Source organism: Alteromonas gilva (genome assembly GCF_028595265.1).
GTDB classification, from domain to species: domain Bacteria; phylum Pseudomonadota; class Gammaproteobacteria; order Enterobacterales; family Alteromonadaceae; genus Alteromonas; species Alteromonas gilva.
In genome coordinates, this window is record NZ_JAQQXP010000001.1 from 903018 (window position 1) to 928165 (window position 25148).

Here is a 25148-nt window from a genome sequence, read left to right on the forward strand (position 1 = left end):
AGCATACGCTGAGTTCCAGACATAGCCGGGCCAGGCTTTATGCTTCATTTAACATTTGCTTATTTGCCCATTGTGCTACTCATTTATTTAATGAGTAAAAAACATAGTATGGCATCCAGTCGTGCTCTGCCGCTTTGCGCGCTGGTTGTTTATGTTGTTGTGCTGTTGGTATATCGTTTTGATGGCACTTTGGTGCATGCCACGGTGGTTAGCGGTTTACTCATGGCCTTAACGCCGGTGTCGATTATTGCCGGTGCTATATTCCTGTTCAGAACGATGGAAGTCAGTGGCGCCCTGGCTATCATACGCCTGTGGCTCAATGGAATTAGCCGAAACCCCATTGCCCAGCTCATGATCATTGGCTGGGCGTTTGCTTTTCTTATTGAGGGCGCCAGTGGCTTTGGTACGCCTGCGGCTATTGCTGCGCCGGTGCTTGTTAGTCTGGGGTTGCCTGCTCTGCGGGTCGCTATGTTTTGTCTGGTACTCAATACCATACCGGTTACCTTTGGTGCAGTGGGTACACCCATTTGGTTCGGCTTCTCAGTCATTGAGCTAACCGCTTTGCAACTTACCGATATCGCGTGGCAGGCCGCGTTGATCAATGCTATTGCAGCCCCCTTTGTGGTGTTCGCCGGCCTTGCCCTGGTAATCAAAAACAAGCAAGAGCTACTCAGTAACGCCGTATTTATTCTGTTATCGGTGTGTTCATGCACGTTTCCGTACTTGATCATCAGCCAGTACAGCAACGAGTTTCCGTCGTTAATTGGTGGTATGGTGGGGTTGATTATCACCATTATACTGGCGAAACAAAACATTGGCCTGCAGACACTCGATAATGCCAATGTGTCTGTTCAAAAAGAACGACCTGTGCGCCCGGCCGCATTAGTGAAAGCTACCTTTCCGTTGTGGGCAACCGTGCTAGTATTAATCGTTACCCGAATCCAGCAATTGGGTCTCAAGACAGTGTTGCAAAGTGCTGACCCTGCAGTCCTGATTGATCTCGGCTATATGGGGCAATTTGGTATCAGCGCTTCGTTAGTGCTGACCCTCAAAGATATTTTTGACACGACTCAGAGCTGGCAGCACAGTCTGCTTTATGTGCCATCAATATTGCCGTTTATGATTGTTGGCGTTCTCACCCTCTACTTGCATCGGTGTCAGGCTTTAGCCTCCGTTAGCCGGTATACGATAAGCAAAATAGCGGGCCCTTTTTGGGCACTTTTGGGGGCGCTGGTATTTGTAAACCTGATGATGCTGCAGGACAGTGATACGTCTGAACCAATGAGCCCGGTGACTATTCTGGGTAATCATCTGGCCAGTCTCACAGGATCCCACTGGGACTTTTTTGCACCATTTCTTGGCGCGCTGGGATCGTTTTTTTCTGGCTCTGCAACCATCTCGAACCTAACATTTGCAGGCATCCAACTGTCTATTGCTGAGCAGTTGGGCCTCTCTGTCACCTCTGTTCTGGCCATGCAATCGGTGGGCGCGGCCATGGGAAACATGGTATGCATTAATAATATTGTGGCAGTGACCTCTATTTTGGGATTAACCAATCAAGATGGCGTAATACTCAAACGCACAGCGGGTATTATGCTGTTATATGGCTGTTTGGCCGGATTAGTCGGTGTCTATATGCTCTGATAACGTGGTATCAATCGCCGGGGCTGATGTTCGCAGAGCGAGGTTATGGCAATTGTTGCTACAAAAAACCAAGCCTGGGGATTACCTTGGGCTTGGTTTGAGTTGGAATGGGAAAACGTGTTAACGATTAAAAATATGCTTTGAAAATACCTGCGGTAATAACCAACAAAGAGAGGGTATATAACGCCAGGGCCACTTGGTCTGAAAGTCTTGGTTTAAGCATGATTCGAACCTCTGTATTTATCGAATGTGATTAAATTGTAACAAGAAAGTGGCGTTTTGTTAATTAATCTTTGGTAGTAGAGGGCATCAGGCGCAGAACCTGACTGGCACCTCTACCGGAATACAAAGCAGAAGTAACTGCTTAGTCTGTATTGTTTCGTTCTGATATCAGCGTATTTTTGTGTTCTACCAGACGGGACTGCTCTGGTGATTGGGTGCGTTTAGCGGCACGAATAGCCTGCTCTATCGCGTGGATACCCGCATCGACATTACCTTGCATCACATTGGCTTCAGACAGCCCTTCCCAGGCTCCAATAGAATCTGGATGTAAAGAAGTACAATACTCAAAGACGTCAACGGAAGAGGCAGGATCGGCAAAAAGCGTATGAAACCCTAATGCTAACAGTGCGTCCTCCGGAAGCTTATCGCTCGCCCCGATGCGGTTCTTTATGCCATCGAAATATGTTTTTATTGCTTCCAGCCCGCTAAATATAATGGATTCAGGAATGCGGTACCCTTCGTACAGTGCTCTGAGCCCCTGTATGCTACCAACTAAAGGAATTGTTGCATGACTTTCCCTGGATAAATTCTCATGTACCCAACGAAGCTGCTCTCCGGCATTGTTTTTTAACAGTGTTTTCAACGGCTCAATAAATTTAAACTCTTGTGGAACGTCGTCTATCAGGAAGCTGTTGTTAAAGTATAGAAACTGTTTTGGACGGTGTGCACCCGCCAGATATTCCTGTAAGTGCTCAGCAACGATTTGCCCATCCCAATCGAGGGCTCCGTCATTCACCATATAAGCGTCAAAAGTTGTCGGTGCAGTATACAAATGGTACATCACATACAATCCGGCCAGTGACTGTCCCCATAGGATTTTGTGAGCGCCAACACGATGTTTCTTAACGAGTTTGGGCATTAATTCCTGTTCTATAAAAGCTAAGAATTTGTTGGCGCCGCCATCACCTACCCAAGCAGATGAATCTGTAGGAGTAAAATCGCGTAACCTGTTGACTGAGTCCAGCGCCACAATGACATGCTGTGGAATATCCCCGGTTTGGGATAAAAATCGTGCGTTGTTGGCAACAACGTCACCGTAGCGCTGCCCATCCAAAATCAATAATAGTGGATACTGCGCAGAGGGGGTTTTATTGTAGTTATCGGGCAGTGATACGCGGAATGAACGGCTTTCATTAAGAAATGATGATTCAATTTTCTGAGCCGGTTGCCACGTGACCTGCGCAATCGAGGGTGAAACTTTACCGGCGAGTGTCAGAACCAGAAAGAAGAGTAATAAAAATTTGTTCACGAGAAATCCTTTTTTCATTGTAGTAAAACGTTTCAGACCGGACGTAGGAATATAGACGTTCAATTTAGCCAATAACTGCAACGATTGTTCGCTATTTATGAGGTTAATTGCATTAACCAGAATGTAGGGAGAGATCCGGGAAAAACAACCACGTATACCTATTGTTGGCATTTAATCTTGTTACAGAATCTGTCATGGTCTCAGTCTGGTGCGAACAAGCCAGTGCCAGTTAAATGCGGAACTCCCTCCTGATACTTTACGTTGTTTGGTTTCTCTTCAGGCAACAGCGCTGTTCGAAGCAACACAGGCATAGCGAGAAAACGTGGATTTGCGTAAAACTGCTCAGCCAATGTTTATTAAGGTTGTAACTGTTGTTTTTGGCCTCATAATAGTGGCTTCCATATTTAGAACAATGGATTGCTGTTAATGATTTTACTATTGGTATACGTGGTCATCGCGCTGGGGTTTTCGTTTCTTTGCTCCATTGCTGAAGCGGTGGTTTTAAGCGTATCCTCGGCTTATATTTCGGTACTTGAAAAAGACGGTAAACCCAGTGGCAAGGTGCTGCGGGGGTTAACCGACGACATAAACCGGCCGCTGTCGGCAATCCTTTCGTTAAATACCATTGCTCATACCATGGGGGCTGCAGGGGCCGGTGCACAGGCCGCTATTGTATTTGGTGATGCTTATCTGGGCGTGATTTCAGCGATTCTTACGCTGCTAATATTAATTTTTTCAGAGATTATTCCTAAAACTCTGGGGGCGACTTTTTGGCGCCAGCTAGCGCCGGTAACAGCCTACTTTTTAAAATATCTGGTGGTTATTTTATGGCCCTTTGTCCGCATGTCAGAATGGTTAACCAAAGGCTTTAAAGAGGAAAGCCCGTTACGCGGCCTGAATCGCGCCGAGTTGCATGCGATGGCAGAACTCAGTGGTGAAGAAGGCCAACTGGAGGAGCACGAGGCGTCGTTTGTAAAGAGTTTACTGGGCTTAAACGAATTGGTGGTTAAAGATGCCATAACCCACCGTACTCAGGTGTTCTCGGTACCGGAAAACCTGACAGTGACCGAGTTTTTTCATAAACATGGCAACATTGAGTATTCGCGTATACCGGTGTACGAAAGCGATGACAGTGAGCAAATAACCGGCGTTGTAATGCGTTCAGATTTGTTGGTCGCACAAGCTAAGGGAGAGGGGAATACTACGCTGAGCCGTTACCGCATGAGCATGGTGACAGTGCTGGGTTCTATGCCGCTGTCGGTGACCTTTGATCACTTCCTGAAAAGCCATATCCATATGCTGTTAGTCGTGGATGAGTACGGTGGTCTGGAAGGTGTATTGACCCTGGAAGACTTACTCGAACGCCTGCTTGGGGTCGACATTGTCGATGAAAAAGACACCAATGTCAGTATGCGCCGTCTCGCCTACATGATGCACCGCCGCAAACGGCAGATGATGTTTAAAAACGCCCCGGACAGCAGTATGACAGCGGGTGGCAAAGATAAGTAACCGTCTATGCGTTGTACAGGCGCTCCTGCCACATTCTGGTATGCTCAGCATGTTTTTGTTTTAATTCATCGGTAATGGTCGGCTCGTCACGCAGATCTTCAGGCACCATAGCGAGCATTCTGTCGCAGCACAGTGAGCTTACGGCCGCGGCCCACACCTGGGTCATATGCAAACAGGACACATCTTCGCGCTGCATTAAGGTTTTGGTTGCGCCAATATGTTGGGGCAAACTTCCCATCCCCTGGTAGACCGTGGTCGTAACTTGAAAGTCCCGTTTTAGCTGCTGGTAGTCTTCGTTGTCTGACGTAATGTCCTGGCCGGTCTGAACCGCTGTCATGACCGCTGACTGCGCATGGCTGAAGGTATCAAACAATTGTACATGTAGTTGTTTAAACTGATTTTCCAGCGCTATCATGCGTGGATCGACTGCGTTCATAATTCTACCTTACCTCTTATCTGATTGCGGCGGCGTGATCTGCCCTGAAACAGGCGGTGCCGGGCTTAATGTTTATGTAATGGTAACCCAATTACGACACATACACCGGTATTATCCGGCAAATCCTGCAGGGCAATAGTGCCGCGGTGAAAACTGACAATAATGCTAACGATATAGAGCCCTAATCCCAAGTGTGGTGGCCCGTCAGCAGTGTTTGTGTCGTTTCTTACTGATACCATCGATTGGGTTAATTCTTCATGCATGCCTCGCGGTAGCAAGGGCCCGGTGTTGGTAACGCTTAATTTAAACTGGCGGTTTTCCTGCCACAGGTGCAGGGCAATTGTACTGTCAGGCTGGCTAAACTCCACAGCATTGGCAATCACCTTATCCAGCATTTGGGCAATCAGGTCGGGTGAACCGCATAATTCTGCCGTGTCACAGCTTAATTTTATTGAAAACTTCCGCCGTGGATAGGCATGCTTATACCCCTCAACACAGCCGCTAATGACACTGACCGCGTCGAAACGCTCGCGGTCTTCCTGACTGATCGCCTGCTCTAACCGTGTTGCCTCACTCATACTGTTTAAAATACTGCTCAAGCGGCTGATCCCCGACTGAGCGCGGCTTAAAAACACCTGCTGCTGACTAGCGTCTTGTACCTGAGTCAGTGTATCTAATGATGAGCGCACCACTGCAATGGGCGTTCTCAGCTCGTGAGACAGTCGCGACGCCATGTTCTCCAGATAAGAATTATATTGCTGTAATCGACTCAACACAGCGCTGAATGAGCGCGATAAGTCGCCAATTTCATCGCCTTGTTTTACTTGCGGCAGTGTGCCGACGATTTTGCCATTGGCGTCGATAACAGCTTCAGTATTGTCTCTGAGGGTGCGAATACGGCTCGAAATACGGTGGGCAAACATAAGCAGACCAAAGGTACCCAATAGCATCACGGCGAGTATGACATGAAAAAGCTGCTCAAGGGCGCGGTTGCGCAGGGTACGAATGCCATTGGTTGTCTGTTCGACAACGACCGCCCCCATCACTGAATCACCAATAAAAATAGGGTAGGCGGCAGACAAAATAACGGCTTTGTTGTCGGGCGTTAAGCGCCATAACGAGTCTGACTGCCCGCTGAGGGCCTGATTAATATCTTTGCCTGCCAGTGCATAGGCATCGGCCAGTTCGTCAACAAAGTCGCCGGGGGGCCGGGTAAGAATCTGATAGTACAAAGGCAGCAACCATTGTTGTTCGATATAGTTCCACCAGTCTTTACTTGCCTGTTCGCTATTCTCGGCTTTTAAACCAGGCGATGACTGAATTGACCCTGCCCTTGCCAGAACCCGTTTATGCTTGTCGATGACCCATACCCGTGAATCGGCATAGCGTAGACCCGATAATATCCGTTCTATTTCTGGTGAAGGGGTTACCACCGTGCCTAAATCATCACTCTGATTGGGGTTAGCGGTACCCACCGCATAGCGTTTTTGGCGGCTTATCTGGTCATCGACATCCACCAGTGCAAATGCCAGGGCGCCCGACGTCATATCAATGGGAAAGCGTAATTCAATGTTATAACCTTTTTCGGTGAGCTCCCAGCGTCCCTGAATATCCAGCGCGTTTTCAACCGCTCTGAAGCGACTGGGGTTGTCATCCAACTGATAGGCGTTTACCCAGCCTGGCTGATAGGGAGAAATAATATAGCGATGCAGCGTGTCCTGGGTGTCGAGCATGCCAATCAGCAAGTGATCGGAGCGATCCACGCTTAAGCTGTTGGGGGCGCGAAATACCACCTGATCGTCGGTGACTTCAAACATGGCATAAAAATACTGTTCATAGCGGCCGACCATGTGTTGCGCTTTCAGTGTTACGTCAAGCGGCTGCTCGGTAAACCAGGTGACTACGTTGCGGTCATCGTAGGATTGGATAAGGGGTGAAACGGCCCGCCACTCCTGCAGCCGGCCGTCTAACTGAATGGGTACCTCGATAGGCGGGGCATAGAGATCGGTGCCGGGACGCACGTCCTGCAAATAGGCCGACTGACTGTCAAACAATGCCGGACGCTCATGCAAGGCAGTCGCCACGGCGCGCGCTGTGCCAATCATGGTTTGTTCCTGACCGATACGTAAGTATTGCTCCAGTTCCCATACGTACTTATAACCCAGCCAGGGAATAGCAAACAAAAACAGAGACAGCACCAACAACTGTAAACGAATTGAAAATCGTACCTGCACGCTATGTAATTCCTCGTTACGACTTACTGCTGCCAGCGATAACCCATGCCGTACACGGTATCAATATGATCAAAACTGTCATCAAGCTGAATAAACTTTTTACGCATGCGCTTAATATGCGAAGTGATGGTGGAGTCGTCGACCACCATCTGCGACTCGTCCATAAGCTGCTGGCGGCTTTTAACGTGTCCCGGGCGTTTAATCAGCGCATGCAACATCCAGAATTCGGTGACGGTGAGTGCAACAGGAATGTCTTTCCAGCTCACGGTCATGCGGTTAACATCCACCGTTAAGTGACTCAGTCGGATAGTTTCCGAGTCAAGTTTGGGCGTTGCCAGCAAGTCATTGCGGCGAAACAATGCAGCAATACGCGCCGTTAAGTGCGCCATACTAATATCTTTGGTGAGGTAATCGTCGGCGCCCATCCGCAAGCCGCTAATGGTATCAACGTCATTGTCACGCGCGGTAAAAAAAATAATTGGCAGGGTTTGCGACAGTTGCCTGAGCTGTTGGCAAAGTAAGAAACCGCCTTCCATTTCCTCTTTGAGACCAATATCGATAATTGCTAAATCCGGTAAATTCTGGCTGAAAGCATGGCTGGCAGTGGGACGATCGGCATACGCCTGAACCTTGTAACCCTGTCCGCTGAGCACGGCGGTGTAATTGTCCCGAATAGCAATATCATCTTCCACAATGGCAATGGTTCTTGGCATTATTATTTGTTCCTGTGTGTTTCTTGCCGACAACTATATCTTAGTTATTGTATTGCGGTGTAAGTTCGACACAATTTCCATCACCTTGCCATTTTTTTGCCATGATTGCCCTGCGGAATAAGTCGCAACGCCGCCGTGTTGGCGCATCGCGTTAATGTGCATGTCCTCATCGAGGGCCTGATCGTGCTTTATTATCCATTACATTGCCCCGATTTAGATAGCGCATTGCCAGAACCCGTTGGTGTAATACGCCTCAGTCAACCACACAATGTTTAACTCCAAAAGGAAATCACCATGCGTAAAACACTTCTTTCTACGGTATTCGCGATGTCATATGTTGCCCACGTTGCTGCAGTATCGGCGGCTGAGCAAAAAACCGGTTATGAACATGCGCCAGAAATAGGCTTAGGCTCCGGTATTGTCATTGGAGCTATTGTGGCTGGTCCGGCAGGCGCTGCGGTGGCCGGGATGATGGGGGCAATGCTCGGCAACGACGTACGCCAGGACAAAGCTCTGGCGGCCAGGGAGCAACGCTTGTCAGCGCAATCACAACTGTTGTCTGAACGCGATCAATCGCTGCTGGCTATGCGCAGTCAATTGCAACAGATGCAGCAAGCCAGACTCACACCGGCATCTGCTAAAGAGGAAACCGTTACACCAGCCATCACGTTACAAAGTAGCGTTCAGTTTCAAACCGGTGCCCATCAAATTGCGCCCGACTACCAGCAGCAACTGGATTTAATCGCCAGGGCACTAAAAGGGTATCCTTCGCTACAGGCACGCTTAACCGGGTATGCTGATCAGCGCGGTGATGCCGCGTATAATCAGGCGCTGTCGATGCAAAGAGCGATCAGTGTAAAACAGTACCTGCTTAATCAGGGAGTAGATAAAAAGCAAGTGCTTACTTTGGCTGTAGGTGAGGAAAAAAGCCGGTATAAGGAATACGAAGGGACATTTTTTGATCGCAAGGTCGTGATTGAGTTAGGCGAGGCCGATGCAACGTTAACAGCCCGTCGTTAAGTCAGGAGGGGCTGCAAAAGTTTAGCTGGCAACGACCTGATTTTTACCTTCCAGTTTTGCATCGTACAGGTTGATATCAGCCTGTTCGATGACTTCATCCAATACATACTGATCAAAATTTTGCACGCTTACCGCCCCGGCACTCAGGGTTACCCGGCCTAGTGACGAGGTTGTATGCGGGATGTTTAAATTAAATACCGCCTGGATAATCTGATTAGCCAACCTGGTTGTATCGGTGAGTGAGGTATTGGGCAGTAAGGCAATAAATTCTTCCCCACCAAAGCGAACCAAAGCATCTCTTGCGCGCCGGCCGAATTTCCTCATTGCATCTGCGACGCGGGCCAGACAGATATCACCTTGCAGGTGGCCATAGGTATCGTTGTACTGCTTAAAGTTGTCCACATCAAATATGATCAGCCCGAGTGGCTGCTGATCACGGTTGAGTTGGCGCGCCAGGATAGGATACTCCTGGGTAATGTAATTGCGGTTATAGAGACCGGTCAGAGAGTCGTGAAAGGTCATTTTCATTATTGCATCTAAACGTAATTTGCTTAGTAGCTGATTTTTTACGCGGTGTATCAAGGTTTGTGCGATAACCGGCTTGGGAACGAAATCACTGCAGCCTGCTTGCCAGCAGTCATTTTGTGAGTTTTCGCCGGTATTCGAGGTAATAAAAATAACCGGAACATCTTCAGTTGCTTTGCTTTGTTTTATTTTTTTGCACAAAGTGAGGCCATCCATGCCTGGCATGTTGACATCTACCACCATCAAATCCGGCAGGTTATTCTCGCAAAAATCCAATGCATCCAGCGCATTAGAAACGGTAAAGCACTGACATACTTCACTTAAAATTGCCGCAATCAATGTGCTGCTTATCTCATCGTCGTCAACAATCAAAATATTGCTGGACGCCAGGTTTTTGGAGGCCAGTTGAAACATCTGTGCTCTTTAACTTCTGTATTCTTGTGGATACTTAACCGTAACCATACCACTAGTAGGTTCTTTCACAATACGTTTATGAACATTAACGTTGAGGTGAGCAGCCTTGTTGGCTCTAAATGCTGGGCATAACACCCGCCCGGAGTTCGCTGAGGATGTGTCAGTCAATCACCGCGTTGTGGTAGTCTGGTAGTAATGAAGGCGTTTCCACTTGGTTGCAACCACGTTATGGCTACATTATCTGATGATTCACCATTACCAGTTGGATCCGGTAACGAACTTAGCCTTAGCCCCTTGATATTAAAAAAAGTGTTACTATATCAATGGCTGCAAATCATTCGCCGTGGGCGGCCGGCAAAACGTCTTACGGTGAGCAATTTAACTGCACCGCCGAATTTTGTTTCCACGTGGTAGACGTGTTCAGGCGTTATCGCAGTTTCCTGCCTTAATGGCATCATTACAATAAGCTCGGAATAAAGCATGCAAGCGTTAACAATAACAGGCTTAACTAAAACATACCGTGGCGGAGTCCACGCCTTAAAAGGGGTGGAGTTAACTGTCAATGAAGGCGACTTTTTCGCTCTGCTGGGTCCCAATGGCGCCGGTAAATCCACCACTATTGGTATTATTAGCTCACTGGTGAATCAAACATCTGGTCAGGTCGAAGTGTTTGGCTATGATCTGGATACACAGAAAGAACAGGCCAAAGCGTGCATAGGCCTGGTGCCACAAGAGTTCAACTTTAATCAGTTTGAGACCGTGCTGCAGATTGTGTTAAATCAGGCCGGGTATTATGGTGTGCCGCGCAAGATAGCCCATGAACGGGCCGAAAAATACCTGACCCAGCTCGACCTTTGGGAAAAACGCAATGCCCGGGCGCGGGAATTATCAGGGGGCATGAAGCGCCGGTTAATGATTGCCCGTGCCTTAATGCATGAACCCAAAATGCTGATCCTCGACGAGCCGACCGCGGGGGTTGATATCGAAATCCGCCGTTCTATGTGGCAATTCTTGCAAGAGATTAACGCGCGGGGTATTACCATTATTCTGACGACCCATTATCTCGAAGAAGCCGAAATGTTGTGTCGTAATATCGCGATTATCGATAAGGGAAAAATTGTTGAGAACACGTCCATGAAGGCGCTGTTGTCCAAGCTCAATATCGAAACCTTTGTGTTGGATCTGCAAGGCGACATTCAGCGCGTCACGCTGGAAGGGTTTGAACACCGCCTGCTCGATGGTTCAACGCTGGAGGTCGACGTGGCGAAGACCGACGGGTTAAATGCCGTATTCAGTCAACTGTCGGAGCAGGGTATACAGGTAATGAGTTTGCGTAACAAGGCCAACCGTCTGGAAGAATTATTTGTCAGTCTGGTTGAAGCCGGGCGTAAGGAGTCTGCTTAATGTCTGCTGGAAATAACTGGATTGCGCTGACCACAATTTGGATAAAAGAATGCACCCGATTTTTGCGCATCTGGATACAAACCCTGGTGCCACCCGCCATTACGATGAGCTTGTATTTTATTATATTCGGGAACCTGATTGGTGAGCGGATTGGCCAGATGGGCGGCTTTAGTTACATGGAATTTATTGTTCCCGGCCTTATCATGATGTCGGTGATTACCAATGCTTACTCCAATGTTGCATCATCATTTTTTAGTGCTAAATTTCAACGAAATCTCGAAGAAATGCTGGTCGCACCGGTGCCTACGTCGGTGATTATTCTCGGTTATGTCGGTGGCGGGGTGGCCAGGGCAATGCTGATTGGATTAATTGTCACCTTAGTGTCGATGTTTTTTGTTGATGTGCAAATTCATAATTTTATTGTCATTGTGCTGACGTTGCTCCTCACCGCGACGCTGTTTGCCACTGCCGGTCTGGTCAACGGTATTTTTGCCAAAACCTTTGATGACATCAGTCTCATCCCGACCTTTGTGTTAACGCCTCTGACCTATTTAGGTGGTGTGTTTTATTCATTAACACTGTTGCCTGACTTTTGGCAGATGGTCAGTAAAGTCAATCCGATTGTATACATGGTAAATGGTTTCAGATACGGATTTTTAGGGGTGTCAGACGTCGATATTACTGCCGCAATGGGGTTGCTGGTATTGTTTAATGTTGCTTTGTTTTTGATTGCTTATACATTACTTAAACGCGGCACCGGAATAAGAACATAAACAATGCAAGGAAATTCCCGACGGGTAGAAAGTCAGCAACCGGGTGTTCATGAAAAGCTCGATGCGATTGTTGCCAAATACCAGCAAACTGAAAATCGCCGGCCCGTGCACAAGCATACCCGGGATGCCTTTGATGAAACAATGGCCTGGCTGGGTGACTGGCAAGGCGATATCATTCTTGATTCGTGTTGTGGGGTCGGGCAGAGCACTGCCGGACTTGCCGAGCAGTTCAGTGATGCCAGGGTCATTGGCTTAGATAAATCTGATCTGCGGGTTGCAAAGCATTCGCACTACCAAAGCGCAGCAACGAATTACCGCGTGGTACGGGCTGATGTCATCGACTTTTGGCGATTGCTGCGCGGCGCGGCAGATAGCAGCGCCTGGCAACTCAAAGCCCATTATTTATGTTATCCGAATCCCTATCCTAAGCCTTCTCAGGTGCAAAAACGCTGGCATGCCAGCCCTGCCATGCCGGATCTGATGGCATTGGCACCACAACTGGAGGTAAGAAGTAACTGGCTTATCTACTTACAGGAGTTTGCCCAGGCGGCGGCGGCCTATGGCGTGCAGTGTGAAATCACCGAGGTTCCCAAGCACAGCCGCGCGATAACGCCCTTCGAACTCAAGTATCGCAACAGTGGCCAGGTCTGTTGGCGGTTAAGACGCGTATAATTAACGATATTGCTGCTAAGATTGCCGAATAAGCCCAGAGTGTGACGATTTTCATGGGTTTTCTGCCGTAAAATCTTTATAATCAACATTTGTTAGGTTCGTGTAACCCGCGGTTTCACAGAGCGTCATTTGATACAGAATGTAACGCTGCTATTGGCGTGAAGGCTTATCTGCGCTAAAGTCCGCAGATTCTGAAAGGCCTGCGCTAAGCTTACAGTTCTGGTTTCAGGCGATACCGTATAAGGGTACTGTGACCGGAGCGGTCTGGCTTATTTGTAGCAGACGGTCGTAACCAAGGCGCAGTTATCATTTTCAAGTTGAGAGGTGTACAGTGTGGGTGAAGCACAAGTAAGCTTGAAACACCTGTTTCGGGTATTTACCAAGCCAGAGCACAAAGACTCCAAGCTGGCACAAATTGAAGAACACCTTTCCGACAATATTCTTGATTTCTTGTCGCAGCATGTGGTGACTAAGAAGACCTCGCTGGAAGAGGTTGAGCAGGACTTTGCCGATGCGGTGGTTCCGGAGTCTCCGGAGTTTGTTTCGACCCATGCTGAAAACCTGCTGGAAAAGCTGGTCGCACATTCAGTTAACACCTACTCTCCAACGTTTATCGGGCACATGACGTCGGCCTTGCCGTATTTCCATTTATCGTTGGCCAAACTGCTGGTGGGCCTGAACCAAAACCTGGTAAAAATTGAAACGTCAAAAGCGTTTACCCCACTCGAACGCCAGGTGTTAGGGATGATGCACAATCTGGTCTATGAGCAGGACGAGCCCTTTTATACACAATACTTACACAGCGCACGGCATGCTCTGGGGGCGTTTTGTTCCGGCGGCACAGTTGCCAATATTACCGCGCTGTGGGTAGCCCGCAATAAATGCCTGGGGCCTGATGGTCAGTTTGCCGGTGTAGCTCGCGCAGGATTGGCGAGTGCGTATCGGCATTATGGCATTAATAACCTCGGTGTGCTGTGTTCAAAGCGTGGTCACTACAGCTTATCAAAGGCGGTCGATGTGCTTGGCATTGGCCGGGATAATCTGGTGACCTTACCGTGTCCTGAGCAAGTACTGGATCCCGAACTTGCGCTGAAAAAAGGTCGCGAGTATCAGGAACAGGGCAATCGGTTGTTGTCGATTATTGGTATTGGTGGCACCACCGAAACGGGGCACGTTGATCCGCTCGACGAACTGGCCGATGTGGCAAAAGAACTGGGTTGTTGGTTTCATGTTGATGCAGCCTGGGGCGGCGCAACGCTGTTTTCAAAGTCTTACCGCGGGATCTTAAAAGGTATTGAGCGTGCCGACTCGGTCACCATTGACGCGCATAAGCAGATGTACGTGCCCATGGGCGCGGGCATGGCACTGTTTAAGAACCCTGAAGACGCCAATGCGGTCCGCCACCACGCCCAGTACATACTACGGGAAGGTTCAAAGGATCTCGGCGCCACGACCCTGGAAGGCTCGCGTAATGGCATGGCAATGATGGTGTATTCTTCATTGCACATTATTGGGCGCAGAGGTTATGAATTACTGATTAATCAAAGCATCGAAAAGGCCAAAAAGTATGCCGCGATGATTGATGCGTTACCGGATTTTGAGCTGGTAACAGCACCGACGTTGTCGATTCTGACCTATCGGGTTTGCCCGGCTAAAATTCAACAGTGCTTGTCAGCGTTACCCCAAAAAGACGCCAAAAAGCTTAACAGCCAGGTCGATCGTTTAGTGGTTAACGTGCAAAAGTTACAGCGTGAGGCCGGGAAATCGTTCGTATCCCGTACCCGTTTAGAAAGCCCGGAATATGGCGCATATCCGATTACGGTGTTTCGGGTGGTGCTGGCGAATCCGCTGACTAACACCCGCGATCTTAAGGCCATACTGGAAGAGCAGCATGCCATAGCAGCCCGCAACCTGGTGTGGCAGCAGCTTATGGCGAACAGTCAGTGTGAAGCGCTACATCAGGCCTGATGTAGCGTTATTTGCATATTATCAATAAGCCGGGTTTTACCCATATATGCGGCAACTAATATAACCAGTTTAACGTCATCGGATTGAGCTGGTTTTAAGGTTCGGCCGTTCGCGATTGTAACGTAGTCAGGGGTTAAGCCCGCGCCAATCAACTGCGCCTGGCCGGTTTTTTCAATGTCTCTTAAGCTTTGCTGGCCGGCAACAATGGCATCACGCATCGTCTGCATGGTGGCATAAATGGTGGTGGCAGTGGTGCGCTGCTCGTTACTTAAATAGCCATTTCGCGAGCTCATCGCCAGGCCGTCTTGCTGGCGCTTCGTGGCGATGCCGACAATCTCTATTGGCATGGATAAATCAGCCACCATGGTACGAATTACCTGAAGTTGCTGATAATCCTTCTCGCCAAAACAGGCCACATCGGGCTGTACCATGTTAAACAGTTTGCAAACAATAGTGGCGACACCGCGAAAATGACCGGGTCGACTTGCTCCGCACAGCAGGTCAGAGATGCCCGGCACTTCCACAAAGGTTTGCTCACCAAGTCCATGTGGATAGATATCGCTGACCGCCGGAAAAAACAATGCGTCAACGCCTTCCGCCTCAAGCCTGGCGCGGTCAGCATCGAGCGTGCGTGGGTAAGCGTCGAGATCTTCGTTGGCGCCAAACTGCATAGGGTTGACAAAAATTGACACTACCACTTTATCGGCGCGTGCTTTGGCCTGCTTTACCAGTTCAATATGGCCGTCATGTAAATTGCCCATCGTCGGTACAAAGGCGACTCGCAGATTGCCCTGTCGCCATTGCTGACGAAGCTGGCGTAATATGTCGAGAGATTCTATAAATTGCATCATTGTTCAAAACTGTGTTCTGGGCCGGGGAATTCGCCGTTTTTAACCTGCTCTAAATACAGTGTAACGGCTTTGCGCAGATCACCGGTTTCACTTAAATAGTTTTTGGAAAATTTGGGCATATAGTTGGCGCTGACACCAAGCATATCGTGCATCACCAGGATTTGGCCGTCGGTATCAACGCCTGCACCAATACCAATAACCGGTATTGATAATTTTTCGCTAACCTCCCTGCCCAGCGAGGTCGGCACACATTCCAGAACGAGCATCTGTGCTCCGGCGGCTTCAAGTGCTAAGGCATCGGTGATGAGTTGCTGCGCTTTGTCGGCATCGCGTCCCTGAACTTTAAAACCGCCAAACACATTTACCGACTGAGGCGTCAGGCCTAAATGGCCGCATACCGGCACGCCGCGTTGTTTTAAGCCAGTAATGGTGTCGCACAACCAACTGCCGCCTTCCAGTTTAACCATGCTGGCGCCGGCCGCCATGAGCGTGCCGGCATTTTCATATGCTTGGTCTGCTGAGGCGTAAGACATAAATGGCATATCGGCTACAATGAATGATGTTTTTGCGCCGGCGGCCACCGCTCGGGTGTGATAGGCAATATCGGACGTTGTGACAGGTAAGGTACTGTCCTGACCTTGTAGAACCATACCGAGAGAATCGCCAATCAGCAGTACTTCTGTGCCCTGCTCATCAAACAGTTTGGCAAAACTGGCATCATAAGCAGTCAGGGCGGTGATCTTTTCGCCAGCTTGCTTACGCGCTAACAGCGTTGAAATGGTGATTTTTTTCATGGGCATTCTCCCCGTTCAATAAAGTGGGCACTATACCTAAATTACGGCTTTTTAAAAGAAGTGAGGCGCTTTAGGCCATCCAAAGAGCAGCGCGAGACCCATACCGATAGTGGCAAACCGTCGGGCATCACCATTTCCGGGCTAATCTCAAACAGTGGTACCAATACAAACTCACGTTCTGACATACCGACATGGGGAACGGTTAATGTGTCGGTCTTAATCGTCTCGTTACCGAATAGCAGTATATCCAGGTCGAGTGTTCTTGGCCCCCAGCGTTCTCCCTGACGAACACGACCATGTTGGGACTCGATTTTTTGAAGTTCGTTCAGTAACTCATGGGGCGCCAGCGCCGTGGTTAGTTGCGCTACCGCGTTAACGTAAACAGGCTGATCAGGCGGCCCCATTGGTTTACTTTGGTAAAATGACGAGGTGTTAACAATTTGCGTATCGGACAACGCGTCAATGGCAGACAACGCCGATCCTAACTGTCCTGCTGAGTCACCCAGATTGCTACCCAGACCAATGTAAACGATACTTGTATGGCTAAGCATGGTTATTCGATTTTGCTTTGCTTGGCCGCTTGCGTTTACGGGGGGCTTTACCTTCTTGTTGGCGCAGGCTGGTGAGCATCTTTTTCTGTGCACCAGGTGCTGCCTGTTGAAACTGCGTCCACCACTCGGCTAATTCGAGTATTTTACCACCTTCTGTTTCGCCTCGTGCTAGCAAAAAGTCATAACCAGCGCGAAACTTAGGGTGTGACAACAGTTGATACGCACGGCGACCAAAACGCCGTGGCAAGCGCTGCTGTAAGTGCCAGATATCCCGAACCACTGTGCTAAAACGTTTGGGTATCATTATGCGTTGAGATTGTCTGTGCAGTACATCTCCCATCGCAATATTAAAGGCATCATGGCTATTCAGGCCGGCCTCAGCTTGCAATTTTGTGGCGTGCTCTTCTACCGGGTACCAGAGCAAGGTTGCAATTAAAAACGCAGGCGTAACACGTTGGCCGGTGTTCACCCTTTCATCGGTATTTTCAAGGACCCGCTCAATCAACGCCATTTCACGGCTGTCGGGGGCATTGATAACCTTGGCCAGTATAGGAAACAATGGCTCAAGTAACTTGTACTGTTTGAGCAAACGAAATGTCTTCAGGCCACTGCCAGATAAAAACAATTTGAGAATTTCTTCAAACAGTCGTGCCGGTGGAATATTCGATAGTAAGTGAGCCAGTTCATTGATCGGTTTCGCGGTGCGCGGATTAATCGTCATATCCAGTTTGGCGGCGAAACGCACGGCCCGCAGCATGCGTACCGGATCTTCCCGATACCGAAGATCGGGATCGCCAATCAGATCAACTTCACGGCGTTTTATCGCTTTTACGCCCTGGGCAAAATCGGTGACAGTGAAGTTTGCAACTTCGTAATACATGGCGTTGAAAGTGAAATCGCGTCGCTCGGCGTCTTCTTCTATGCTGCCAAATACGTTGTCGCGAACCAGCTGCCCCTGCTCATCTTGTTTGGCAAGCGCGGTATCGTCACTATGATGGCCCCGAAAGGTGGCCACTTCGATAATTTCGCGGCCAAACACGATATGGGCAAGGCGAAAACGACGGCCAATTAAGCGGCAATTTCTGAACAAACCTTTGATTTGTTCGGGCGTTGCATTCGTTACCACGTCAAAATCTTTAGGCTTATGTCCCAGCATCAGGTCGCGCACGCAACCACCAACCAGATACGCCTCGAAACCTGCATTATTCAGCCGGTACATCACTTTGAGTGCATTGTCGCTGATGTCGGCGCGTGAAATATTATGTTCAGCACGCGGGATCACCACGCCTGTCAGTGGCGGTTGTTCGGTGTCTCTGCTTAATGCTCGTTTTACCTTGTCCAGAACACGGGTGATGATGGTAACTACTCCTTATCTATCAGAGCCGTTATGATAGGTAGATTCTGCCCTGTCGACAATAATTTCATGCCATTTAAGTACAATTTTATGCGTAAATGACCACTATTTAGGTATCAGACAGCGTATGAACGGGTTTGTCGGGGGGCGAAAGCCGCACATTAAAACTTTACAGGGCATAAACATTTTAACGCGTTAGTAATAATTTTCACTGCTTCGATTGCCTGATAGCTTGCACTTTAGTACCCGGATCAAATCAGGCTGTCATCGTCAGATTAAATAAAATAAGTACCTTTGCACACCTGCCAATGCTATTACGGTGATAAAAAACGGCAAAGGGGTGTATTGATTGCTTACTGTTGGTTGAGTTCAGGCGGGCCGGAGTAATGTAGAGCATGGATTTTATTGCGAGTAGCTCAGTTGCCACACCGCCTACCGCAATGTTCCGGGTATGAGGGCGTAAGTGACGACGCCGGTTAGTTGCTTAGCACTAACCGGCACTGCAAGGGGTTAACCCTGGAGCTGTTTTTCTTTGATCTCTGCCATGGTCTTACAGTCAATACAAAGATCGGCTGTGGGGCGTGCCTCAAGGCGACGAATGCCGATTTCTATACCGCAAGAGTCACAGAAGCCAAAATCGTCTTCTTCAATACGCTTTAGTGTTTTTTCAATCTTCTTAATGAGCTTGCGTTCGCGGTCACGGGTACGCAACTCCAAACTAAACTCTTCTTCCTGGGCGGCGCGATCAACCGGATCCGGGAAATTGGCAGCCTCATCCTTCATGTGAGTAACCGTGCGGTCAACTTCTTCTCGCAATTGGTTACGCCAGGCTTTTAATATCAGACGAAAATGCTCCATCTGAGCATCGTTCATATATTCTTCGTCGTCTTTTGGCTGGTACGGGGTGAGCCCGGCTAGTGCCAATAGACCAAGGGACTTGGTTTCTTTTTCAGCTGGCATGTGTCACTTCTCCTACACTTCGACACCCTAAATGTCCTGCAATAAACGATAATCTATAGCAGAATAGTGTTGTACAGGCAACGTAAAGTGTCTTTGACTGATCGAGGCAAACATTAGCTAATTTGTTTGCCCAAGGCTGTACCAACAGGTACATGCATATTTCAGCAAGGCGCAAATATGACGTCCATTTTTTAAAAATCAACTCTTTTTTTACAAAATAATAGGTAGCTGTTGATTTAAAACAATTTTTTCTTGGCTTATTTGGCACCCCATGGCCACGATATCCACGCCGGCTTGGGCTGCGTGGCGCACGGCGTCGGCGTAAACCGGGTCGATATGCTCAGCCAGGTGAACGCTGTCGATACCGGTATGTTGTACACAAAAGAACAAGCCCGTGGCGATCCCCTGTTTTGCCAGTTCAGCAAGTTCGAGAGCATGTTTCTGGCCGCGTTGTGTGACCGCATCGGGGAAATAGCCTTTTCTGGCGACTTCCAGTGTGACCGATTTAACCTCGACATATAGCAGCGAATCGTCAGCCCGGGTAAGGCAAAAGTCAAAGCGCGATGAACCCGACGGCGGCGTGACCTCACGTCTGATGCTCTGTAGTCGACCGAAGACCGATGGTGGACGTTGTTCCAACACTTCCTGAACTAATTTGTTAGCATGGTGCGTATTAATGCCGATCCAGTGATTATCCGAAGTGACAGCGAGTTCCCATGTGAACTTTAGTTTACGTTTGGGATTATTGGCAGGGCTGACATACACGGTAAAGCCGGGTTCGGCGCAGCCTGTCATTGCCCCTGTATTGGGGCAATGCGCGGTGATTTGCTCACCTGTATCGAGCTCAATATCGGCGAAAAAGCGTTTATATCGCCGCAGGAGTGTGCCGCGCAACAAAGGTGAAGTAAACTGCATTGAAATACCTGACATTATTAAGTAAGGAGCATTATGACTGACATGAAGGTGAAGATCACGACCAACCCGGCGGATTCGCATTGGGGCGATAAAGCCTTAATCAGTGTAACCGGCAGCGAAGTAACTATTCATCTCGGCGATAGTACTGAGCGGCTCCGCATTGTGCGCAAAGCTGCACGTCAAATCGATGCCTTAGGCATACCATCAGTAACCCTGAAGGGTGAATGGACGCCGGCTGAGCAAATCGCTTTTGCCATCAGTTTTACCAAAGTCAGAAATAGCGGACAGGTGCATTTTTGCGACAACCAGGATTTAACGGCGGTAGAGCAAACGTTTGCAGCCAGACAATTTACCCGCAAATTGACTAACGATACGCCCGAAGCACTGGCACCGATGGATCTGGCCACACAAAGCGCCGAATGGCTGTCATCACTTAACCCACAGGCGGTAAAATATAACATCATCAGTGGTGAAGCGCTGGCCGAACAAGGTTGGATTGGCATCTATAATGTGGGCCGCGGCAGTGAGAGACCGCCGGCTATGCTGGAATTGGATTACAACCCGTCGGGTGACGACAACGAGGCGGTTGCTTATGCGCTGGTCGGCAAAGGGATTACCTTTGACAGTGGCGGATACAGTTTAAAATCCAGCGAAGGTATGCTGGATATGAAATGTGACATGGGCGGCGCCGCGACAGTCACCGGTGCGTTAGGATTGGCAATAATGCAAGGGCTCAAAAAGCGCGTTAAATTGTATTTGTGCTGCGCCGAAAACCTGGTAAGTGGTCATGCGTACAAGCTTGGCGATATCCTGACGTACAAAAACGGCGTATCCGTAGAAATTGTTAATACCGATGCAGAAGGAAGACTGGTATTGGCTGACGGCCTGATTGCTGCTTCACAGGAAAATCCGGGCTGTATTATCGATGCCGCGACCCTGACCGGGGCTGCCACAGTTGCATTGGGCAATGACTATCATGCGGTCTTTAGTTTAAATGCCGCGTTGAGCCAGTCATTATTATCGCAGGCTGATACTCAGCAAGAAAAATTCTGGCCTTTGCCGCTGGAATTATGGCATCAGGAAAAATGCCCGTCTGCATTTGCAGATACGGCCAATAGTCGTCCGCAAAAAGGCGGTGGTGGTGGCGGAGCCTCGAATGCTGCAGGGTTTTTGTCGCGCTTCGTGCAAGAGCCGCAAAACTGGTTACATCTGGACTTAGCCGCGGCGTACCATGGCAGTGCTACAGCAGAAATGCCGGCAGGCGCTACGGCTGCTGGCGTGTCAACCATCGCAGCGTTCATGCAGGCGTAATCCGGGCACTTGCAGTACAGGGGGTTATATGCCCCCTAATCGCTCTGCCAGTGTTTTGTAACGTTGCACTTCGTCACTGTCAAACAGTGGTTTGCCATCGGCATCGTTATCTTTGGCAACCAGCAAGCTCTCGCGTTGTAGGCGTTCAACCCGGATTTCCTGAACGTTAAGGAAATCAGCGACTTCCTGGACTGTCATTAAACTCATAATTATTATTACCTATTTGTTAGCATTGACGTTATAAAGTAAAGCGCAAAAATTAATTTTTGTGAAATAAACTGTTGTGTTGTTGAGCATACACCAATCCTGACAGGTTGTTACACAGTTAAAATCGCTATAGGAGACACTTTTTCATGGACACCTGGTCAGCCGCGGTCATGTTATTTTTAATTATGGATCCGCTCGGCAATCTGCCGATATTTATGTCGGTACTTAAAATGATTGAGCCTAAACGGCGACGTGTGGTGCTCATCCGCGAGCTCCTTTTTGCGTTAGTCATCCTTTATGTGTTTCTGTTCAGCGGCCAGGCTGTGCTGGATTTCCTCAACGTCAAACAAGAAACGGTCAGCATTGCCGGCGGCATCATTTTGTTTCTCATTGCGCTGAAAATGATTTTCCCCCAGGCGGGTGGCAGTCCTATTGGTCTGGCGGCCGGCGAAGAACCCTACATTGTACCTTTGGCAATACCGATGATCGCCGGCCCATCGACGCTGGCGGCGCTGATATTGTTGTCTAATCAAAACCCCGACCGTATGGCTGACTGGTCTTTGGCCCTGGGCGCATCCTGGTTGGTCAGTGCAACGATTTTACTGTTTTCCGGAGCCTTCCACCGCCTCCTTGGCGAACGTGGTTTAACCGCCATGGAGCGGCTGATGGGGATGATCCTGGTTATGATTGCGATTCAGATGTTTTTAGATGGCGTGGGTACCTATTTTTCACAGGTGAGTTAATATGCTCACCATAGTACCCACTTACTTCTGTTAAACAGGCAATACTGTGACTAAAAAACTCTCCACCTTTGCTCAGGTCCGGGCACTGCAAGGAACCGATGCCATTGCATTCAGTGCAGCATTGCTGCAGCGTATGGAGCCCAATTACCGGCTGTTTTGTGAATTAAGCGAATTTGCTGATGCGGATACACTCGGCAATTGCCTGGCATTAATTTGGGAATCGTTAGTCAGTCCAAAGAGCAAAATTAACTTTGCGATTCAGTTAGAAAAAGTCGAAGAAGCCACCCCGGATGTGGCCGACTTCGACTCTTACGGGGTTTATCCGGCACTGGATGCTGCGATTGCCATGTCGTCAGCCATCAATCTGATTTTAAAAGTCGATCCTCATGGCGCGGTTGTCGTCAGTAAACTCTCGCAAGGCAGCGTTGAAGCCTACCTGCTTGCCACAGGCGAAGCCACCGATGATGACGTGAAAGATCACCCGTTGATGCAATTTGAAATTGCTATTCAGCAGGAGTTACTGGCGGTGCTAGACGGTAAAGGGCCGATTACGCAAAAAGTAGCCACCTTGAAATCGGTTGCGAGCAGTGAAGGGATTAGCAACATCGGGCTCGAACTTAACCCTTCACAGTAACGGACGTTTTACTCAGCGTACCCGAGCAGACAGTAAGTGAGCTGGCCGGCCTGTTTTTGCTTGCTCATATGGCAGCCTGGTGGCAACACAATGGCTGGTCCGTTGACTTCCTGCTCGATATAAATTTTGGCGTTATCGGCCAACAGCTGATGGGCGTGTAAAAGTGTCAGTGTGCTATTGACCAGATCCTGCCCAAAAGGAGGGTCGATAAATACAATATCAAATTGTTTCCCCAGCGTTGGCAGAATTGTCAGCGCGTTGCCGCAATGCACATCAGCCCTGGCGTTCAGTGTTGCTAAGTTTTGCTCAAGTTGTCGTGCGGTACCGGACTGCATTTCAATGAATACGGCGGAATTTGCATAGCGGGACAAGGCTTCGAGGCCAAGCACGCCGGAGCCGGCAAAGACATCAAGCACGTTGCTGCCCTGAGTATCAGCCATTAACCAGTTAAACAGGGTTTCCCTGGTACGGTCTGTACTTGGCCTTAATCCTTCCGCATCCAGCACCGGCAGGCGCCGGCCACGCCACTGGCCGCTGATCAATCTGACACTGCCAGTTGGCCTGGCGGGGCGGCGTTTGTGTTTTGCTACTCGATTCATTGTACCTGTCGATGGTATTATGTATAGATAGTAGTGTAGTTTACCGCAGTCGCGCATTCTCAGTAAGGAATTGTCTAAATAATGTCGAAACTTTTTGGCTGGTTAAGTAAAAACAAAAACCAGGATAAAGCGCCGCCTCCGGCACCCGAGCAGCCCGAAGAAAAGCCACAAGAAGACCAGGCTGAAGCGGAATCGAAAACAGATTCAAGTAGTGAAGCAGCGCCGTCGGTGCAATCTGATAAAGTGGAAATAATCACGCGGGGAGATACCGCAGAGCAGCCGGAAAGCATTGACATTACGCCGCCAGCGGAGATATTAGTGAATGCCGACGTCGATGCCGGGCAAACTCCTGCAGAACCAGAACCAGAACCAGAACCAGAACCAGAACCAGAACCAGAACCAGAACCAGAACCAGAACCAGAACCCAAAACGTCATTGTTTGGTCGCTTAAAAGCGAGCTTGTCTCGCACCAAAAGCAATTTAGGCAGCGGTATTGTTGGCTTGTTTCGGGGTAAAGCCATTGACGATGAGCTCTATGAGGATCTTGAAACTCAGTTACTGGTGGCCGATGTGGGTATGGATACGACCCAGAAAATCATCGACAAATTAGTTGAAGGGGCCAAGCGTTCACAGCTAAAAGACGGCGACGCCTTGTACGAATTACTGAAAAAGCAATTGCGCCAACTGCTCAATGACGTGGAGCAACCGCTGCCAGAGGTTATTGCCCGGCATGATAAAACAAAAGGACCTTTTGTTATTCTCATGGTAGGGGTAAACGGGGTGGGGAAAACCACCACCATTGGTAAGTTAGCCAAACAGTTCCAACAGCAGGGCAAAAAGGTCATGCTGGCAGCAGGGGATACGTTCAGAGCCGCGGCAGTTGAACAGTTGCAGGTATGGGGAGAGCGCAACAGTATTCCGGTGATTGCCCAACCAACCGGTTCAGACAGTGCCTCGGTACTTTACGATGCACTGCAGTCTGCTCAGGCCCGCGGCGTGGATATCCTGATTGCCGATACCGCAGGACGCTTGCAGAACAAAGATAACCTCATGGAAGAATTGAAAAAAGTGGTGCGGGTGATGAAAAAGCTGAACCCAGACGCGCCCCATGAGGTGATGCTGACACTGGATGCTGGCACCGGTCAGAACGCGATTAGTCAGGCAAAACTCTTTACCCAGGCGGTAGGGTTAACCGGCATTACTCTCACCAAGTTAGATGGTACGGCCAAAGGTGGTGTTATCTTTGCCGTGGCAGACAAGTTTGGCATTCCTATCCGTTATATCGGCGTCGGTGAAGGCATTGATGATTTGCGCGGTTTTAATGGCGATGAATTTATCGAAGCGCTGTTCAGCGAGGGCGAAAAAAGCTAGTGTAAGTTGCTGAGC

24 protein-coding genes are annotated in these 25148 nt (G+C 49.1%); 11 read left to right on the plus strand and 13 right to left on the minus strand.

The features are described 5' to 3' along the window. The first annotated feature begins 39 nt into the window (after positions 1-39). Positions 40-1644: an L-lactate permease gene (locus OIK42_RS04030; protein WP_273638501.1), complete on the plus strand. Its 1605-nt coding sequence runs from the start codon at positions 40-42 to the stop codon at positions 1642-1644. Positions 1645-2008: 364 nt separating this feature from the next. Here OIK42_RS04030 and OIK42_RS04035 read toward each other — a convergent pair whose 3' ends face one another. Continuing rightward, on the minus strand, positions 2009-3175 hold the full coding sequence (locus OIK42_RS04035; protein ID WP_273638502.1) for an alpha/beta hydrolase: 1167 nt from the start codon (positions 3173-3175) through the stop codon (positions 2009-2011). 426 nt (positions 3176-3601) lie between these two features. Between OIK42_RS04035 and OIK42_RS04040 the strand changes: the two genes are divergently transcribed. Next, positions 3602-4684, plus strand: coding sequence for a CNNM domain-containing protein (locus OIK42_RS04040; protein WP_273638503.1), 1083 nt, complete (start codon positions 3602-3604; stop codon positions 4682-4684). 4 nt (positions 4685-4688) lie between these two features. Here OIK42_RS04040 and OIK42_RS04045 read toward each other — a convergent pair whose 3' ends face one another. From OIK42_RS04045 to pdsR, 3 genes are all read right to left on the minus strand, one after another. Continuing rightward, positions 4689-5120: a hypothetical protein gene (locus tag OIK42_RS04045; protein ID WP_273638504.1), complete on the minus strand. Its 432-nt coding sequence runs from the start codon at positions 5118-5120 to the stop codon at positions 4689-4691. A 65-nt stretch (positions 5121-5185) separates the two neighbouring features. Next, complete coding sequence (gene pdsS / locus OIK42_RS04050; RefSeq protein ID WP_273638505.1) at positions 5186-7354, minus strand: proteobacterial dedicated sortase system histidine kinase; 2169 nt, start codon at positions 7352-7354, stop codon at positions 5186-5188. 23 nt (positions 7355-7377) lie between these two features. Then, positions 7378-8067: a proteobacterial dedicated sortase system response regulator gene (pdsR, locus tag OIK42_RS04055; RefSeq protein WP_273638506.1), complete on the minus strand. Its 690-nt coding sequence runs from the start codon at positions 8065-8067 to the stop codon at positions 7378-7380. Positions 8068-8361: 294 nt separating this feature from the next. On the opposite strand from pdsR, the gene pdsO reads away from it, so the two are divergent. Continuing rightward, on the plus strand, positions 8362-9087 hold the full coding sequence (pdsO, locus tag OIK42_RS04060) for a sortase-associated OmpA-like protein PdsO (RefSeq protein WP_273638507.1): 726 nt from the start codon (positions 8362-8364) through the stop codon (positions 9085-9087). A 21-nt stretch (positions 9088-9108) separates the two neighbouring features. Here pdsO and OIK42_RS04065 read toward each other — a convergent pair whose 3' ends face one another. Continuing rightward, positions 9109-10026, minus strand: coding sequence for a GGDEF domain-containing response regulator (locus OIK42_RS04065; protein WP_273638508.1), 918 nt, complete (start codon positions 10024-10026; stop codon positions 9109-9111). A 480-nt stretch (positions 10027-10506) separates the two neighbouring features. On the opposite strand from OIK42_RS04065, the gene OIK42_RS04070 reads away from it, so the two are divergent. From OIK42_RS04070 to panP, 4 genes are all read left to right on the plus strand, one after another. Then, complete coding sequence (locus OIK42_RS04070; RefSeq protein WP_273638509.1) at positions 10507-11430, plus strand: ABC transporter ATP-binding protein; 924 nt, start codon at positions 10507-10509, stop codon at positions 11428-11430. Continuing rightward, positions 11430-12203, plus strand: coding sequence for an ABC transporter permease (locus OIK42_RS04075; RefSeq protein WP_273638510.1), 774 nt, complete (start codon positions 11430-11432; stop codon positions 12201-12203). The genes OIK42_RS04070 and OIK42_RS04075 overlap by 1 nt, the downstream gene beginning before the upstream one ends. A gap of 3 nt (positions 12204-12206) precedes the next feature. Further along, positions 12207-12875: a tRNA (guanine(46)-N(7))-methyltransferase TrmB gene (gene trmB, locus OIK42_RS04080; RefSeq protein ID WP_273638511.1), complete on the plus strand. Its 669-nt coding sequence runs from the start codon at positions 12207-12209 to the stop codon at positions 12873-12875. Positions 12876-13208: 333 nt separating this feature from the next. Then, the gene (gene panP / locus OIK42_RS04085; protein WP_273638512.1) at positions 13209-14843 is read left to right on the plus strand and encodes a pyridoxal-dependent aspartate 1-decarboxylase PanP; all 1635 of its coding nucleotides are present in this window, start codon (positions 13209-13211) and stop codon (positions 14841-14843) included. Here the strand turns inward: panP and panC are convergent. From panC to sfsA, 6 genes are all read right to left on the minus strand, one after another. After that, on the minus strand, positions 14834-15691 hold the full coding sequence (panC, locus tag OIK42_RS04090) for a pantoate--beta-alanine ligase (RefSeq protein WP_273641401.1): 858 nt from the start codon (positions 15689-15691) through the stop codon (positions 14834-14836). The genes panP and panC overlap by 10 nt on opposite strands. After that, positions 15691-16488 carry a 3-methyl-2-oxobutanoate hydroxymethyltransferase gene (panB, locus tag OIK42_RS04095; protein WP_273638513.1) on the minus strand — a complete coding sequence of 266 codons (798 nt, stop codon included), beginning with the start codon at positions 16486-16488 and terminating at the stop codon, positions 15691-15693. The genes panC and panB overlap by 1 nt, the downstream gene beginning before the upstream one ends. 41 nt (positions 16489-16529) lie before the next feature. After that, positions 16530-17039: a 2-amino-4-hydroxy-6-hydroxymethyldihydropteridine diphosphokinase gene (gene folK / locus OIK42_RS04100; RefSeq protein WP_273638514.1), complete on the minus strand. Its 510-nt coding sequence runs from the start codon at positions 17037-17039 to the stop codon at positions 16530-16532. Beyond that, positions 17032-18318, minus strand: coding sequence for a polynucleotide adenylyltransferase PcnB (pcnB, locus tag OIK42_RS04105; RefSeq protein ID WP_273641403.1), 1287 nt, complete (start codon positions 18316-18318; stop codon positions 17032-17034). The genes folK and pcnB overlap by 8 nt, the downstream gene beginning before the upstream one ends. A 585-nt stretch (positions 18319-18903) precedes the next feature. Further along, positions 18904-19353 carry an RNA polymerase-binding protein DksA gene (dksA, locus tag OIK42_RS04110; RefSeq protein WP_073320848.1) on the minus strand — a complete coding sequence of 150 codons (450 nt, stop codon included), beginning with the start codon at positions 19351-19353 and terminating at the stop codon, positions 18904-18906. Positions 19354-19563: 210 nt separating this feature from the next. Beyond that, on the minus strand, positions 19564-20268 hold the full coding sequence (sfsA, locus tag OIK42_RS04115; RefSeq protein ID WP_273638515.1) for a DNA/RNA nuclease SfsA: 705 nt from the start codon (positions 20266-20268) through the stop codon (positions 19564-19566). A 33-nt stretch (positions 20269-20301) separates the two neighbouring features. Here sfsA and pepB point away from each other — a divergent pair, with 33 nt between their 5' ends. Beyond that, complete coding sequence (pepB, locus tag OIK42_RS04120) at positions 20302-21579, plus strand: aminopeptidase PepB (protein WP_273638516.1); 1278 nt, start codon at positions 20302-20304, stop codon at positions 21577-21579. Positions 21580-21603: 24 nt separating this feature from the next. On the opposite strand, the gene OIK42_RS04125 is transcribed toward pepB, so the two are convergent. After that, positions 21604-21786 carry a helix-turn-helix domain-containing protein gene (locus OIK42_RS04125; RefSeq protein WP_273638517.1) on the minus strand — a complete coding sequence of 61 codons (183 nt, stop codon included), beginning with the start codon at positions 21784-21786 and terminating at the stop codon, positions 21604-21606. A gap of 146 nt (positions 21787-21932) precedes the next feature. On the opposite strand from OIK42_RS04125, the gene OIK42_RS04130 reads away from it, so the two are divergent. Both OIK42_RS04130 and OIK42_RS04135 read left to right on the plus strand, forming a co-directional pair. Further along, on the plus strand, positions 21933-22529 hold the full coding sequence (locus tag OIK42_RS04130) for a YhgN family NAAT transporter (protein ID WP_273638518.1): 597 nt from the start codon (positions 21933-21935) through the stop codon (positions 22527-22529). 46 nt (positions 22530-22575) lie between these two features. Next, positions 22576-23163 carry a YjaG family protein gene (locus OIK42_RS04135; RefSeq protein WP_273638519.1) on the plus strand — a complete coding sequence of 196 codons (588 nt, stop codon included), beginning with the start codon at positions 22576-22578 and terminating at the stop codon, positions 23161-23163. An 8-nt stretch (positions 23164-23171) separates the two neighbouring features. Here the strand turns inward: OIK42_RS04135 and rsmD are convergent, their stop codons facing one another. Further along, positions 23172-23762 (minus strand): 16S rRNA (guanine(966)-N(2))-methyltransferase RsmD, encoded by a 591-nt coding sequence (rsmD, locus tag OIK42_RS04140; RefSeq protein WP_273638520.1) that lies wholly within the window; start codon positions 23760-23762, stop codon positions 23172-23174. A gap of 81 nt (positions 23763-23843) precedes the next feature. Between rsmD and ftsY the strand changes: the two genes are divergently transcribed. After that, the gene (gene ftsY / locus OIK42_RS04145; RefSeq protein WP_273638521.1) at positions 23844-25133 is read left to right on the plus strand and encodes a signal recognition particle-docking protein FtsY; all 1290 of its coding nucleotides are present in this window, start codon (positions 23844-23846) and stop codon (positions 25131-25133) included. Positions 25134-25148 lie beyond the last annotated feature (15 nt).